Genomic DNA, 403 nt, shown 5'->3' with positions numbered 1-403 from the left:
CACCATATCCCATGGAGCTAAGAATTGACCTTTCTTAACATTTACAATGCGTCCAGTTTTCGCCGCTGCAACTAAAAGATCTGTTTGACGGCATAAGAATGCTGGAATTTGAAGGATATCTAACACTTCTGCAGCTTTTTCTACTTGTGCTGTTTCGTGAATGTCTGAAGTTACAGGTACGTTGAACTTTTCTTTTACTTCTTGTAGGATAGCAAGACCTTCTTCTAAACCAGGTCCTCTGAATGAGTGGATCGATGAGCGGTTAGCTTTATCAAATGTCGCTTTAAATACGAAAGGTATGTTTAACTTTGTTGTAATTTCTTTTAGCTGTTCAGCTGTTTCCATAATTAGATCTTTGTTTTCAATTACACAAGGACCAGCAATAAGTACAAATGGGTTGTTT

Annotated in this window: 1 pseudogene; it reads right to left on the bottom strand. The window is 37.5% G+C overall.

Annotation, left to right across the window (positions count from 1 at the left end):
- Window positions 1-403, bottom strand: a pseudogene (locus KH400_RS21725) (3-deoxy-8-phosphooctulonate synthase); the annotation flags it as partial.

The organism is Desertibacillus haloalkaliphilus (assembly GCF_019039105.1).
GTDB lineage: Bacteria > Bacillota > Bacilli > Bacillales > KJ1-10-99 > Desertibacillus > Desertibacillus haloalkaliphilus.
The sequence above is the reverse complement of the archived record's forward strand: the minus strand, read 5'-3'. Positions and strand labels throughout refer to the sequence as shown.